Origin of the sequence: Microbulbifer sp. Q7 (assembly GCF_001639145.1) — a bacterium.
Classification (GTDB): Bacteria; Pseudomonadota; Gammaproteobacteria; order Pseudomonadales; family Cellvibrionaceae; genus Microbulbifer.
In genome coordinates, this window is the sequence record NZ_LROY01000002.1 from 1,852,672 (window position 1) to 1,866,791 (window position 14,120).

12 protein-coding genes are annotated in these 14,120 nt (G+C 60.8%); 9 read left to right on the forward strand and 3 right to left on the reverse strand.

Annotated features, from left to right (window positions below; translation table 11 throughout):
* The first annotated feature begins 358 nt into the window (after positions 1-358).
* From AU182_RS13400 to AU182_RS13420, 5 genes are all read left to right on the forward strand, one after another.
* Complete coding sequence (locus tag AU182_RS13400) at positions 359-1,441, forward strand: PhoH family protein (RefSeq protein ID WP_066966159.1); 1,083 nt, start codon at positions 359-361, stop codon at positions 1,439-1,441.
* Positions 1,442-1,451: 10 nt separating this feature from the next.
* Positions 1,452-2,000, forward strand: coding sequence for an rRNA maturation RNase YbeY (gene ybeY / locus AU182_RS13405; protein WP_066966162.1), 549 nt, complete (start codon positions 1,452-1,454; stop codon positions 1,998-2,000).
* 8 nt (positions 2,001-2,008) lie between these two features.
* On the forward strand, positions 2,009-2,905 hold the full coding sequence (locus AU182_RS13410) for an HlyC/CorC family transporter (protein ID WP_227718268.1): 897 nt from the start codon (positions 2,009-2,011) through the stop codon (positions 2,903-2,905).
* On the forward strand, positions 2,905-4,470 hold the full coding sequence (gene lnt, locus AU182_RS13415) for an apolipoprotein N-acyltransferase (RefSeq protein ID WP_066966164.1): 1,566 nt from the start codon (positions 2,905-2,907) through the stop codon (positions 4,468-4,470). The genes AU182_RS13410 and lnt overlap by 1 nt, the downstream gene beginning before the upstream one ends.
* A gap of 311 nt (positions 4,471-4,781) precedes the next feature.
* The gene (locus tag AU182_RS13420; protein WP_066966169.1) at positions 4,782-5,714 is read left to right on the forward strand and encodes a TIGR01777 family oxidoreductase; all 933 of its coding nucleotides are present in this window, start codon (positions 4,782-4,784) and stop codon (positions 5,712-5,714) included.
* 71 nt (positions 5,715-5,785) lie between these two features.
* Here AU182_RS13420 and AU182_RS13425 read toward each other — a convergent pair whose 3' ends face one another.
* The 3 genes from AU182_RS13425 to AU182_RS13435 all read right to left on the reverse strand — a co-directional run bounded on the left by AU182_RS13425 (position 5,786) and on the right by AU182_RS13435 (position 7,775).
* Positions 5,786-6,175, reverse strand: a complete 390-nt coding sequence (locus AU182_RS13425; protein ID WP_066966172.1) for a hypothetical protein — start codon at positions 6,173-6,175, stop codon at positions 5,786-5,788.
* A 256-nt stretch (positions 6,176-6,431) separates the two neighbouring features.
* Positions 6,432-7,214: a YdcF family protein gene (locus AU182_RS13430; protein WP_066966175.1), complete on the reverse strand. Its 783-nt coding sequence runs from the start codon at positions 7,212-7,214 to the stop codon at positions 6,432-6,434.
* Between the two features lie 66 nt (positions 7,215-7,280).
* Positions 7,281-7,775: a hypothetical protein gene (locus tag AU182_RS13435; RefSeq protein ID WP_066966178.1), complete on the reverse strand. Its 495-nt coding sequence runs from the start codon at positions 7,773-7,775 to the stop codon at positions 7,281-7,283.
* 102 nt (positions 7,776-7,877) lie between these two features.
* On the opposite strand from AU182_RS13435, the gene leuS reads away from it, so the two are divergent.
* The 4 genes from leuS to AU182_RS13455 all read left to right on the forward strand — a co-directional run bounded on the left by leuS (position 7,878) and on the right by AU182_RS13455 (position 14,116).
* Positions 7,878-10,475, forward strand: coding sequence for a leucine--tRNA ligase (gene leuS, locus AU182_RS13440; RefSeq protein ID WP_066966181.1), 2,598 nt, complete (start codon positions 7,878-7,880; stop codon positions 10,473-10,475).
* A gap of 282 nt (positions 10,476-10,757) precedes the next feature.
* Positions 10,758-11,276, forward strand: a complete 519-nt coding sequence (gene lptE / locus AU182_RS13445; protein ID WP_227718269.1) for an LPS assembly lipoprotein LptE — start codon at positions 10,758-10,760, stop codon at positions 11,274-11,276.
* A gap of 1 nt (position 11,277) precedes the next feature.
* Positions 11,278-12,282, forward strand: coding sequence for a DNA polymerase III subunit delta (holA, locus tag AU182_RS13450; protein WP_066966187.1), 1,005 nt, complete (start codon positions 11,278-11,280; stop codon positions 12,280-12,282).
* Positions 12,283-12,457: 175 nt separating this feature from the next.
* Positions 12,458-14,116 carry an isovaleryl-CoA dehydrogenase gene (locus AU182_RS13455; RefSeq protein WP_066966190.1) on the forward strand — a complete coding sequence of 553 codons (1,659 nt, stop codon included), beginning with the start codon at positions 12,458-12,460 and terminating at the stop codon, positions 14,114-14,116.
* Positions 14,117-14,120 lie beyond the last annotated feature (4 nt).

The window sequence follows — 14,120 nt, forward strand, 5'->3', positions numbered from 1 at the left end:
TGTGACTTCTGCATTCTTTAAAACTAATTGGTACCAGGTGCGGAAGAACACAAACGTCTGAAGTTAAGGTTCTGATACCGATGGCCCCTTGCGGGACTGTCGAAAAGAGGGACCTTTTCGACAAGCCCCCAGGGATGGGTTCACGGCGTGTCCCGCAAGGGGCCATCGGTAGCAGATCCGCCACACCGCTAGACCCGAAGTACCCAAACAATTTTGCTGCGAAGCACCAATCCACAACCCCTCATACTCCCCTGTTATAAGCCCCAAGACCCTTTAGAACCCATTCGTCACAAACCAACCTTTCCCCCACGAGGGAAATGGGTATAACCTACAGACTGAACCCCCTGACTAAAGGTGCATGGAAACCAATTTGGAAACACAAGCCCTCGCTCACAGCATCACTCTTGAGCCAAACGACGCCCGCCGCCTGGCCAACCTCTGTGGCCAATTTGATCAACACCTGCGCCAGATAGAACAGCGACTGGATATTGAGATCCGCAATCGCGGCAACCAGTTTGCCTTCTATGGCGATGCCAAATCCGCCCGCGCGGCCGGCGAAATCATCAGCAACCTGTACCAGGAAACTGGGGGTAACGACGACCTGACCCCGGACGCGATTCACCTCGCCCTACAGGAATCCGGTGTGGAAGAGCTGGTGAGTGGCAAGCAGAAGATGGAAGACGGCGAAGGGGATCAGATGGTACTGATCCGCACCAAAAAGTGTTCCGTGCGCCCCCGTGGTATCAACCAGCGCAAATACGTGCGCGCGGTGCAGACCAACGATATCAACTTCGGTATCGGCCCTGCCGGTACCGGTAAAACATACCTGGCGGTGGCCTGTGCGGTAGAGGCCCTGCTCAAGGATTCTGTCGAACGTATCCTGCTGGTGCGTCCGGCGGTGGAAGCGGGCGAGAAACTGGGCTTCCTGCCCGGCGACCTGAGCCAGAAGGTAGACCCCTATCTGCGCCCGCTGTACGACGCCTTGTATGAAATGCTCGGTTTCGAGACCGTCGGCAAACTGATTGAGCGCAACGTCATCGAAGTAGCGCCGCTGGCCTATATGCGTGGCCGTACCCTGAACAACGCGTTTGTCATTCTCGACGAGAGCCAGAACACCACCCGCGAACAGATGAAAATGTTCCTGACCCGCATCGGCTTCGGCTCTACGGCGGTGATTACCGGTGACCCCAGCCAGGTCGACCTGCCCCGCGGTGCCGCCTCCGGCCTGCGCCACGCTATCGAGGTGCTGGACAAGGTCAACGGCATTAGCTTCACCCACTTCGGCGCCAAAGACGTGGTCCGCCACCCACTGGTACAACGTATCGTGGAGGCCTACGGCATTCACGAAGCAGAAGTGGAAGCACAGCAGGAAGCCGAGCGCGCGGCGCGCAAAGCGGCCGCACTGAACGCCGCTGGCCGCACCGGAGAAGATGCGGCCTAAGGCCGCGCCCATGAACGCAAACCTGTCCGAGAGCCAGTCGCGCTCGCCCGCTGACGTCCACATGGATGTGCAGCGGGCCACCTCCTGCTCCCCACTCCCCAGTGATGCGGACCTCGCGCGCTGGGCAACCGCCGCCGTGGGTGAACATCGCACCGAAGCTGAAATCTCGCTGCGTATCGTCAATGATGACGAAAGCCAGGCGCTGAACCTTCAGTACCGCGGTAAAGACAAACCCACCAACGTGCTCTCATTCCCCGCCGATATCCCTGCGGAACTGGGCCTCCCGTTACTGGGCGACCTGGTCATCTGCGCCCCGGTTGTCGCGCGGGAAGCGGAACAGCAGCACAAAGCCCTGGCGGCACACTGGGCACACATGGTGGTCCATGGCACACTGCATCTATTGGGTTACGACCATATCGAGGACGATGAGGCCGAGATCATGGAAAGTCTCGAAACCCGGATTCTGGCCGAGCTGGGTGTCGATGACCCCTACCGGCCTGTAGACGCACCCGCGAAAGACGCGCGGGTGGAACAAATGAACAACGGAACCGACGAGTAACGCGGAGTATGGCCACATCCATGACCACCGACGAACCCCCTAGTAGCTCCTCTTCCAACCGGCCCCGCTCGACGGAGAAAAACTGGTTGGACAAAATACTGGGCGCTTTCTCACAAGAGCCCAAGTCCCGCGATGAGCTTCTGGACATTATCAAGGACGCCGCCGAAAACAAGGTGGTCGACGCGGAAGCCCTGTCCATCATCGAGGGTGCGCTGGACGTGTCCAGCCAGCAGGTGCGGGAGATCATGATTCCGCGCTCGCAGATGGTGGTGGTCAGTATCGAAGACTGCCCCAAAGACTTCCTTCCCAAAATCATCGAGTCCGGACACTCCCGCTTCCCGGTGGTGGGCGAGAGCATCGACGATATTCGCGGCATTCTATTAGCCAAAGACCTGTTGCCGCTGGTGCTGAAAGGCGTGGACGATTTCCGCCTGGAAGACCATATTCGCCCGGCCAATATCATTCCCGAAAGCAAACGCCTGAATATCCTGCTGCGTGAGTTCCGCGAGAACCGCTACCACATGGCAGTGGTTATCGACGAATACGGTGGCGTTTCCGGCGTGGTGACCATTGAAGATATTCTCGAAGAAATCGTCGGCGAAATCGAAGACGAGACCGACGAGGAGGAAGCGGATAGCTATATCCGTAAGGTGAGCGACAACGACTTTGTGGTGAAGGCGCTCACCCCCATCGAGGACTTCAACGACTATTTTGAGTGCGAATTCAGCGATGAAGAATTCGACACCATTGGTGGCCTGATCATGCAGTCCTTCGGTCACCTGCCCGGGCGCGATGAGATGACCAAGCTTGGGGAGTTCAAGTTCCGAGTCCTCTACGCCGACAACCGGCAGATTCATTTGCTGCGTGTCAGTCGGTTTGGCAATCCCGCTGAAGAAGATGGCTGATGCGTAACACCCTGCCTCTGGTGGCCGCCCTGATCGCGGGCGGCCTTCTGACCCTCTCTTTTGCCCCCTACAACCTCTGGTGGAGCAGTCTGCTCTCCCTGGGGCTGTTTGCCTGGTTACTGGCGCCGGGGGGCGCAGGCGCGAGCAACCCGCTGACCGGAAAGAACATCTTCTGGCTGGCACTCTGTTTCGGCATCGGCCTGTTTGCCACCGGCGGCTCCTGGGTTTACGTCTCCATTACGGATTTTGGCAACTCCTCGCCCCTGCTCGGGTTCCTGCTGACCGGCGCCTTTGTGGGCATTTTGGCCTTGCTGTTTGCCCTGCCCTTCCCGCTGCTGGCACGGCTGCGCGCCAACCCGGTGTCCTTCGCACTCGCGTTTGCCGCACTCTGGTTTGTCAGCGAGTGGTGCCGTACCTGGATGTTTACCGGGTTTCCCTGGCTGTTCGCCGGGTACGCACATGTTCATACCTGGCTCGCTGGCTGGGCACCGGTTCTGAGCGTTTACGGTATCGGCCTGCTGCTGGCCTTCACTGCTGCCGTAACGGCGCTGTTTATCCGCCGCGCCTTCACCTCCTGGAAATCCCCCAGCGCACTGGGGCTGCTCACCGCTGCGGTGCTTTTGTGGCCGATGGGGCTGGTGCTGTCTGGCCTTGAATGGACCACGGCACAGGGGAATACCACCAAGGTCGGGCTGGTACAGGCCAACATTCCGCAGGACAAAAAGTGGCAGCCGGCATTCCTCGGCGAAACCATCCGACGCTACCAGAGCGCCACCGAAACACTGCATAACCAGGATGTGGATGTGGTGATCTGGCCGGAGGCCGCCCTGCCGATTATCTACCACCGCTCCCTCAACCTCATGGAAGCCCTGCAGAACAACGCGGAGCAAACCGGCACCGACCTGATCACCGGGGTTCTGTACGATACGGAACAGGATTTCCGGCAGGTGGTACACAACTCCGCTGCGGTTTTCGGTAAGGAGCCGCAGCTGTATCACAAACGCCATCTGGTGCCATTCGGCGAGTATGTCCCCCTGGAAGACTGGATTCGCGGCACCATTGAATTTTTCAACCTGCCCACTTCGTTTATCCGCCCGGGCCCGAGCAACCAGTCGCCACTGCAGGCCGCCGGCGTCAACTGGGCTCCGCTGATCTGTTACGAAATCGTCTATCCACAGCTGGTCGCCCAGAGCAGCGGCGATGCCGGCGTGTTGCTGACCCTTAGCAACGACGCCTGGTTCGGACGCTCCATCGGCCCCCTGCAGCACATGCAGATGGCGCAGATGCGCGCACTGGAAACCCGGCGCTATCTGGTGCGCGGCACCAATACCGGCGTCACCGCCATTGTCGCCCCGGACGGCCGCATCACCGCGCAATTGCCCCAGTTCGAGCAGGCGCACATGATTGGTGAGGTGGAGTCCCGCGCGGGTTATACCCCGTTCATGCGCATCGGCGTGTGGGGCCTGGTGATTCTCGCCGCATTGATGCTGGTTCTTTCAGCGGCGTTGCAGCGCCGCTCCGCAGACGATGACGAGGCCGTGTTTACGGGCGAAGCAGCCGACTGAAACGTGCGTGGCGGCTGGCAGCGCTGAGGCGCTCTTTGCCCCTCGGTGCCGCCTCCTTTTACTCCCCTTGCACCAATTCAGGTATTTAATGCCAGCCTCCCGTCGCAATCGCCTTGGTGGCTGCTATTATCCTGAGATATTCACCCGGCGCGGAGGGCAGATTTGCCGTTTAAATCCGATCCACGCGTCCGGCAGGTCGTCGTAACCCGGCGTTCCCCCGGTGCCACCGCACGTACGGTGCGGCAAGGCGCAGACCGGGCCAAAATTTTCCATGCACAGACCAAACAATGTGCGGCACGGATGCCAGATTTATGCATTGCTTAATCACTGGCGGCACTGGATTAATAGGCCGTCTATTTTGTGCGAAGTGGCTGGCGCGAGGCCATCGCCTCACGGTACTCAGCCGATCTCCCAACAAGGTGCACAAACTCTGCGGCGAATCCGCCCAGGGAGTGCGCGACCTGCAGCAGGTCGAGGGGCCGGTGGACGTTGTCGTCAACCTGGCGGGAGAGACCATTTCCAAGCGCTGGACCACTGCGCGCAAGCAGGAAATTCGCCGCTCTCGGCTGGAAACTACGGCGCAGCTGGTGCAGTGGATCCTGGCGCAGCCACAACCTCCCAGCTATGTACTTTCCGGCTCTGCGGTGGGCTATTACGGCGATCGCGGCGGTGAGCTGCTCAAAGAAAGCAGTGGCCCCGGCGGCGGGTTTTCGGCAGAACTGTGCAAAGAATGGGAAGCTGCCACTGAGCCGCTGAAACAGGCCGGCATCTGTGTCGGAACCATGCGCACCGCCATCGTGCTTTCCACCAACGGTGGCGCGCTCGCGCAAATGCTGCCGCCTTTCCGCCTGGGACTTGGCGGCCCCATGAGCACCGGTGAACACTGGATGAGCTGGATTCATGAGGACGACATCGTCGGCCTGATGCTGCACGCCATCGATCGCCAGCTGTGCGTCCCCTTCAACGCCTGTGCCCCGGAGCCCGTCACCAACAACAGCTTCTCACGCCTGCTGGCGCGCGCGCTGCATCGCCCCTGTCTAATGCGCACCCCGGCATGGATGCTGCGCCTGATGTTCGGCGAAATGGCCAACGAGCTGTTGCTCGCCAGCCAGCGGATGGAACCCCGCACCGCGCTCGACAGCGGCTACAGCTTCCAGTATCCCACGTTGGAGAAAGCCCTCGCCGAGCTGCTGGACCACTCCGGCAAAAACGGCGCGAGCGGCGCCTCCTCGAAAACACACTAGCCACATCGTGCCCCCACAACGCAAAGAGCCCGCATATGGCGGGCTCTGGCAATCGACGGTGGCTGGCCGGGTCAGGCAGCGGCGGTATTGCGTGTCAGTACGTCTTCCAGATAGCTGCGTGCCGCTTCAGAGGTCACCGGGTCCGCCTTGCACTCCATTGGTGCACTGCCCACCCAGTGTGCATGCCAGCGGAACCAACTGTGCTCACCGGCCTCGCTATCGCGCTTTTCCTGGCGCAGCTCCACAAAATCCGTCTGCTCCGGGTCCAGCTTGAATTCGCGCACAATCTGCCCGACAAACGTCTCGAAGTTTTTGCTCAGCTTGGCCGCACCCTCTTCGCCGGCGGTGAGGATCACCAGCTGACGCTTGCCCCGCCGGGTCAACTTGAAACCGATCCACACAGGACGGTTCAGGCGATTGTGCAACTGGATTGGGGAAAAGGCTGAAGGAATACCCGTCATCAGAACGTTACCTCGATTATTCTTATCTTGTTATCTGCAATTCGGTCGTAACCGCCGCGCAAGCAACACGACTCACGTCAAGAGATCCATTCATCAGAGATCTACTCCTGGTCCCTGTCCCAAAACAAAGTTTCAGGAGAAACTTTCCCTGAGGGCGCCCATACTAGTTATTCATTCTGCGTGCATCAAGCACCAATCCTGAACAGACGTCCACTAACAGTCAGACATCTGCGATTCACATCTTAGCAACTGCACCTCAGCAACTACGCCGTACCGGCAGTGGCCGCCACCGATACCACTGATCTGCGACCAGTTCCCGCCAATACACCTGGCTGCGCAATAGTGCTGCGGCACTGGGCAACCAGCGCAGCAGCCCGCTCTCGGCCCTGGGCACCAGCTCACCGGGACTTCCTACCGGCAGTGGCTGCACCTGAATACCCGCGCGGGCAAAACTCTCCGCCGCACGGGGCATATGCCACCAGTGGGTGACCAGAAGCACCCCTTCGACGCCGGCATCGTGCAAAAGTGCCGCCGAATTTGTGGCATTTTCCGCCGTAGTGCGGCTGCAATTCTCGCGCCAACTCACCGGGCGCTGGAAGATGTTCTCCAGCGCGTCCGCCATCAGCTGGGCTTCTGGCACCTTCTCGTCCGAATACACGCGCCCGCCGGAGACCAGTATGGGCAGATCCTTCGGGGCCTGCGCGGCCGCCCAGGCCACCCGCTCCAGACTGGCGGCAGACAGACGTTCAGCCCCGCTCACTGCATCCCGGTAACGTCCGCCGCCGAGCACCACAACCGCCGTTGGCTCAACCTCGGGCACCGGCGACTGAAGCTTGACCACACGCTGCCCCAACCAACCCGAAAAGGCCGGTGTTGCACAAATCCACAAGGTGAGAAAACACAGGATCGCCAGCGGCAGCGACAATTTCGCAACGGGATTGGACGCGGGGAAAAACCAGAATACGAAGGCCATCAAGAGCCCAACCAGGGGGGCAAATGGCGGCATGATGAGCGTGGCCAGGGCAGTTTGCAGTTCCATCTTGGTCAGCGAATATCCCTTGTCGTGGGTGGTCGGGTTCGGTAACTGGGCGGGTCGAGCACCGGTTTAGCCGGCGTCGAGTCCGCCAATAACCTGGCGAAAGCAGCCGTAGCCGCAACGGTGACAGGGGGTGATCTGGCTACCCGCATCCGGTAGTGCGCGATAACCGCAACCGAGACACTGTAACTCCTCTCCCTCGCCAACGGTCTCTCCCGCCAGCGCCCAGGGTTCTCCCCGGCGAATACACAGCATCAGCGCCGGCCACGCGGCCTTGGTGGGGTCTGCAGCTTCCAGCACCCAATCACCGTAGCGCTCTTCCAGCGTTTTGAGCTCCCCGCCCAGGCCCTCGAGATAATCCTCCGCGCGATGGGCATCGTCCTTCAGCCAGGCCTTGAGGAAGGCCGCCTTGCTGGCGGTCAGCTTTTCCACCGCCAGTTCGTCTTTCACCAGCTGCTCCAGTTCCTGGCGCAGGCCGGCAGACAGTTTTTCATCGTTCAGCAGTAAATCGGGATTATCGACCTGCTGTGTCGGTTTAGTACCGGCTTTAGGTTCCTTACTCATCCTATCCCTCCTATAATTCGCCGTTTTCCGGCCAAACCGCGCAGGCGGTTTCCAGTCAGAATACCCCAAAAGATCGAGTCACAGAGTATAGGTTCCCCACAGATGGAAGAGCAGTACAACCCCTCCGCAGTCGAAGCCGCCGCCCAGCAGCACTGGGCCGAGCAGAAAAGCTTCGAGGTAAAGGAAGACCCCGCCAAGGACAAGTTCTACTGCCTATCCATGTTCCCCTACCCCAGCGGCAAGCTGCATATGGGGCACGTGCGCAACTACACCATCACCGATGTGATCTCCCGCTACCAGCGCATGCAGGGCAAAAACGTGCTGCACCCCATGGGCTGGGACGCCTTCGGTCTGCCGGCGGAAAACGCCGCCATCCAGAACAAGACCGCACCGGCCAAGTGGACCTACTCCAACATCGATTACATGAAGGGCCAGCTGAAGGCCCTGGGCTTCGGCTTTGACTGGTCCCGCGAGCTGGCCACCTGCCAGCCGTCCTACTACCGCTGGGAGCAGTGGTTCTTCACCCGCCTGTACAAGAAAGGCCTGGTGTACAAGAAGAACTCCGCGGTGAACTGGTGCCCCCACGATGCCACCGTACTGGCCAACGAGCAGGTGGAAGACGGTGCCTGCTGGCGCTGTGGCACCACCGTCGAGCGCCGCGAGCTGGCGCAGTGGTTTATCAAGATCACCGATTACGCCGAAGAACTGCTGAACGACCTCGACCAGCTGCCCGACTGGCCGGAGCAGGTGCGCACCATGCAGCGCAACTGGATCGGCAAATCCAAGGGTGTCGAGCTGGCCTTCGCACTGCCCAAGACCATTGCCGGCGTGGACCACTTCGACGTGTACACCACCCGTCCGGACACCCTGATGGGGGTTACCTACGTATCCCTCGCCGCCGAGCACCCGATTGCCCTGGAACTGGCCGAATCCAATCCAGAGCTGAAGACCTTCATTGCCGAGTGCAAGAAGCAATCCATGTCCGAGGCCGATATGGCCACCATGGACAAGAAAGGCATGGACACCGGCCTCAAGGCCATCCACCCGCTCACCGGCGAAGAAGTCCCGGTGTGGATCGCCAACTACGTGCTGATGGATTACGGCAGCGGTGCCGTGATGGCCGTGCCCGCCCACGACCAGCGCGACTGGGAGTTTGCCAAGAAGTACGACCTGCCAATCAAACAGGTGGTGGCACCCGCCGGCGACGAATCCATCGACCTCGACAAAGAAGCCTTCACCGAAAAAGGTGTACTGGTCAATTCCGGTGGTTTCGACGGCCTCGACTTCGACGCCGCCTTCAATGCCATCGCCGACGGCCTGGAAGCCGCCGGCAAAGGCCGCGTCACCACCAACTACCGCCTGCGCGACTGGGGTGTCTCCCGCCAGCGCTACTGGGGCGCGCCGATTCCCATGTTCAACCTGGCAGACGGCAGCGAGATCCCGGTACCGGCCGAGAAACTGCCAATCCTGCTGCCGGAAGACGTGGAGCTGGATGGCGTCACCTCGCCGATCAAGGCAGACCCGGAGTGGTGCAAAGACGAATACAACGGCGAAGCGGTGGAGCGCGAAACCGACACCTTCGACACCTTCATGGAATCCAGCTGGTACTACGCCCGCTACACCTGCCCCGATTTCGAGGAAGGCATGCTCGACCCCGACCGCGCCAACTACTGGCTGCCGGTGGACCAGTATGTCGGCGGCATCGAACACGCCATCCTGCACCTGCTGTACGCGCGCTTCTTCCACAAACTGATGCGCGACGAAGGCCTGGTCAACAGCGACGAGCCCTTCAAGCGCCTGCTGTGCCAGGGCATGGTACTGGCCGAATCCTTCTATAAAGAAGAAAACGGCCACAAAACCTGGATCGCCCCCACCGCCGTCGACGTAGAACGCGACGACAAGGGCAAGCCGATCAAAGCCATCGAGCGCGCTACCGGTGAAGAAGTGGTGGCCGGCGGCGTGGTCAAAATGTCCAAATCCAAAAACAACGGCATCGACCCCCACGCCACCGTAGAGCAATACGGTGCCGACACCGTACGCCTGTTCACCATGTTCGCCGCGCCCCCCGAGCAGACCCTCGAATGGCACGACTCCGGCGTAGAAGGCGCCAGCCGCTTCCTGCGCAAACTGTGGAAAACCGTCCACGGCCATATCGAAGCCGGTGATGGCAGCGCGGAAATTGACGTAAACAACCTGAGCGACAAGCAACAGCAACTGCGCCGCAAAACCCACGAAACCATCCAGAAAGTCAGCGACGACTACGGCCGCCGCCAGACCTTCAACACCGCCGTCGCCGCGGTGATGGAACTGCTGAACGAAGTGGGCAAAGTCGCCGAGCGCGACTCCGCCAACGGCCTCGCCGTAGAACGCGAAGCCCTGCAAGCCGCCGTCATGCTGCTCGCCCCGGTAACCCCGCACATCAGCCACGAACTGTGGAAAGCACTGGGCAACAGCGGCGAACTGGTCGACGCACCCTGGCCGAAAGTGGACGAGAAAGCCCTGGTGCGCTCCAGTATCACGCTGGTGGTACAGGTAAACGGCAAACTGCGCGCGAAGCTGGAAGTCCCGGCAGACACCGACAAAGAAACCCTGGAAAAAATGGCACTGGCGGACGAAAACGTACTGAAATTTACCGAAGGTAAAACCGTGCGTAAGGTGATCGTAGTACCGGGTAAGCTGGTCAACATTGTCGCCAATTAATTAGCCCGTCATGGTGGATGCGCTTTCGCTTATCCACCCTACGGGTTGAAATAGCCCTCTGACGTAGGGTGGATAAGCGCAGCGCATCCACCATTGCTTACGAAGCACAATGATCAGATGTGAAGGGAGGGTGCCGGGTACAGGTTTTCAGGAGCGTCGCAAACAGGAAGTTTGCGCCGCAACGCCCAGGGATGGGTTCACAGTGGTCCTGAAAACCTGTACCCGGCACACTCCCGCCACCACATCAGCAATAGAACGCAACGGACCTCGATGAAATCAATAATGCTCCGCACCCTAACAATAATCCTGGCCATCACAATCTCAGCCTGTGGCTGGCATCTCCGCGGCGCACCCAAAAACCTCCCTCCGGGCAGCAAGCTCTACATCACCGCCCAGGACCCCAGAAGCGAGCTCGCCGAAAGCATCACCCGCCTGCTGCAAACCAGCGGCCTGCCCCTAGCGGAAGCCCCCAGCGAAGCCGACTTCACCCTGACCATCCACAAAGAGACCGAAACCAAACGCACCGTCTCCGTCGATGCCAAAGGGCGCGCCTCCGAATACGAACTCATCACCAGCGCCGAATACAGCGTGCGCGACAACACCGGCCGCGACCTGCTCACCATGGCCCGCGCCGACGTCTACCGCACCCTGGAGTGGGACGACAACGAAGTAGTCAGTAAAGGGGAAGAAGAACGCCTGCAACGGGAAGAAATGCGCCGCGAGCTGATCGGCCGCATCATCGACCGCCTGCGCCGCATCGACATCAACGCACCCGTGCGCGACAACCCGGCGTCCCCCTGATATGCCACGGATCAACCCACGCCAGCTCGCGCAAAACCTCCGCCAAGGTCTCGCCCCCATCTACGTCGTCACCGGCGACGAACCCCTGCTGGTACAGGAATGCTGCGACACTATCCGCGATGTCGCGCGCAAGCATGGCTTCAGCGAGCGTGACCTGCTGCACGGCGAACACAACTTCGACTGGGGGCAACTGCTCTCCGCCGCCGGCAGCATGTCCCTGTTCGCCGACAAAAAAATTATCGAACTGCGCCTGCCCGGCGGCAAACCCGGCGACAAAGGCAGCAAAGCACTGCAAGAGTTCGCCAGCATGGCGAACGATGAAACCCTGTTACTGCTGGTACTGCCCAGGCTCGACCGCTCGCAATTGAACAGCAAGTGGGTAAAAGCCCTCGAAGCCAAGGGCGTATTGATCCAGATCTGGCCCGTAGACGCCTCCGAAATGCCCCGCTGGATTCACCAGCGCCTGCGCGCCAACGGCCTCGATGCCGAGCCGGAAGCCATCCAGATTCTTGCCGAACGTGTCGAAGGCAACCTGCTCGCCGCCAGCCAGGAAATCGAAAAGCTGAAACTGCTGGCCAACGACAGCGTGATCACCGCCGAAACCATGAACAACGCCGTCGCCAGCTCCGCCCGCTACGACGTCTTCGGCCTGATCGACAAAGCCCTCGCCGCCGACGCTGCCGGCGCGGTCCGCACACTGCAGGGGCTGCGCGCCGAAGGCGTCGAAGCACCGGTGGTACTCTGGGCCATCGCCCGTGAAATACGCACGCTGCTGGAGACCCAGGAAAAGCTCGAGCAGGGCCAGCCCATCAATCGGCTGGTGCGCATCCAGAAGCGCCAGCCACTGGTGCAGTCCGCCTGCCAGCGCCTGCGCCCCCGCCACCTGCAAAACTTCCTGTTGCGCGCCCGCGCCGTCGATAACGCCATCAAGGGCGGCAAGGAAATGGATCCCTGGGCGGGCCTGCTGGAACTCACGCTCAATCTCTCCGGTAAGCGCAGCATCTGACCCAGCCCCTTCCCTCCCGGCCTCCCCAAGACCGGGGTGGTGCCAATAAATACCACGGCCCAGGCTCCTCAAGGCAAGCCTACCGGGCCAGAACGCGCTAGGATATTCAGCGGACCCCACTCCGGCGGCGAACCCGGCATCACCCGCCCCGGTCAACCTGGCAGAGACCGCGCGCATGACACACGACACCACCGCACCCGATGTTGCCAACACCCATCAGGTGTTCAACCAGCCGGCACCGCTCCACGGCCACAACCTCTACGCCGGCGATACCGCGCTCAGGGAAGCCGTCACCCGTTACGGCGGCCACTGGGGCGAGGATGACCTGCAACGCTACGGCGAGGTGTGCGGGCGGCCGGAGTGGATCGAGCGCGGCTTTCAGGCCAACCACTACAAGCCGGAATTCGAGCCTCACGACCGGGTGGGCAACCGCATCGATCAGGTCAACTACCACCCCGCCTATCACCAGCTCATGCAGCTGGCCATGAGCGAGGGGCTGCACGCATCCCCCTGGACAGACCCGAAACCCGGTGCGCATGTGGTGCGGGCGGCCAAATACTATCTGCACAGCCAGGTGGAGTCCGGCCACGGCTGCCCCGTCACCATGACCTTCGCCTCGCTACCCTCCATCCAGCTATCCCCGGCGCTCGCCGAAGAGTGGCTACCTAAAATTACCGACCGCGGCTACGACCCCAGCAACCGACCGCACACGGCGAAGTCCACCGTAACCATTGGCATGGGCATGACCGAAAAACAGGGTGGCTCGGATGTGCGCGCCAATACCACCAGCGCAACCCCGGTTGGCAATGGCGCTTACGAACTCGTGGGCCACAAGTGGTTTACTTCCGCCCCCATGTGCGACGCCTTTTTGATGCTGGCGCAAACCGCGGCCGGACTCAGTTGCTTCCTGGTGCCCCGCTGGCGTCCCGACGGGAAAAAAAACCCCATTCAGATACAACGGCTGAAGGACAAGGCGGGCAATGTCTCCAATGCCTCCTCAGAGATCGAGTTGCGCGGCGCGCTGGGCTGGCTGGTAGGTGATGAAGGACGCGGTGTACCGGCGATTATCGAGATGGTCGCCGCTACACGCTTCGACTGCATGATCGGTTCGGCCGCCGGCCAGCGCCAGGCCACCCTGCAGGCGATTTACCACGCAAGCCAGCGCAGCGCATTTGGCAAGCCATTGATCGAACAGCCACTGATGCAGAATGTGCTCGCAGACTTACAGCTGGAGGTAGAAGGGTCCGTCGCCATGACTCTGCGTATGGCACAGTCGATGGACCACCTCGACGACTCACAGCAAAAGCTGCTGATGCGCCTCGGCACCGCGGTGGGGAAATACTGGATTTGCAAGCGTACCCCGCACCACGCCTACGAAGCCATGGAGTGCCTGGGAGGCAATGGCGTGATTGAAAACTTCATTACCGCGCGCCTGTACCGCGATGCGCCCATCAATGCCATCTGGGAGGGCTCGGGCAATATTCAGGCACTGGATGTGCTGCGCGCACTAAGCAAGACACCTGCGGTACTCACCACCTGGTATGACGAGCTGGAAAAAAGCAAAGGCAGCGACACCCTGTTCGATACCGCAGTTACCCGGCTGAAGGATACGCTGCGCAACCTCGACGACCTGGAATATCGCGCACGCGACGTGGTGGATCAGATGGCGCTCACCATGCAATCGCACCTGCTGATTCAGGGGGGTAACACCGTGTTGGCGGAAGGTTTTCTACGCTCCCGCCTGGGGAAACACGGCGCGGGGAATACCGGCGCCCTACCCGTTGGCGTGGACGTAAAATCCATCATCGAACGGGGAAACCCGCTGGTGAGCTAGCGGG